This window comes from Vibrio sp. 03-59-1 (assembly GCF_013114135.1).
GTDB classification, from domain to species: domain Bacteria; phylum Pseudomonadota; class Gammaproteobacteria; order Enterobacterales; family Vibrionaceae; genus Vibrio; species Vibrio cortegadensis.
Map to the genome: position 1 here is coordinate 1 of NZ_VTYA01000092.1, position 776 is coordinate 776.

The 776-nt window shown below is 41.2% G+C and carries 1 protein-coding gene; it reads left to right on the top strand.

What is annotated here, in order from left to right; all coding sequences use genetic code 11:
- On the top strand, positions 1 to 189 hold a 189-nt coding region (locus F0249_RS20165), incomplete at its 5' end, for a hypothetical protein (RefSeq protein ID WP_216599680.1).
- Positions 190 to 776 lie beyond the last annotated feature (587 nt).

Below are 776 nucleotides of genomic sequence, written 5' to 3' on the forward strand. Positions count from 1 at the left end.
AATATTTCATGTTTTTTACTTCTTGGCGGGAGCAGACTTCATGATTATCGCACCTTACTGTTTTTATGTTCAGAGGTGTCGCACTTCGTACTTGAATCCAAGACTCCTAACAAACAATTTAAGAGTGACTCCCAACGCATGGCAGTTTCACTTCGATTTGAAATTTGTGTTTACGGCGCAATGGTTTAGCTTGGGTTTTATAGCGTTGTCGCACCTTAATTGGGCGTTATATTGCATAAGATTCAAAGGGTTAAATTATCCGTTTATCTTTGTTCTGCGTCCGAACTACACACCTGTTCGTCTCGTGACAAATGCCATCAAAATGACCATCGCACGTAGAATGTTTGTCGGTTAATTAGCTGCAACGTCACGCAAGTCTCCTCGTTAGTAAGTTTTGCTGGCTCAAGTTCATTTTGCGCGGCTTCTTTTTGGTGGGAACTTCATTGAAAATCGTGGCTTCAGCGCACTTTGCTGTCAGGTTTCTCGTTCGAATTCTTTGTCACTCAGGCGAATAAAATTTCTCCAATTTCAACTCATTTCGCTTCTTAGCCAAGTGCGTTTTATTGTCTATGGTTGAGTTTAGAACTATCCATTTTACTTCTGAGTTCAAAGCCAGTAGATTTGTAATTAATTCAGCACCTTGGCGCTAAACTTGGCTTCATCGTGCGGGCAACTTAGTATCAAGTTTGAAGTGCGACACTTTCTACAGGTGGGCATGAATATACTCCATTGGCATTCTATACCCAAGCCTTTTGCGTGGGCGCATGTTTAATTTA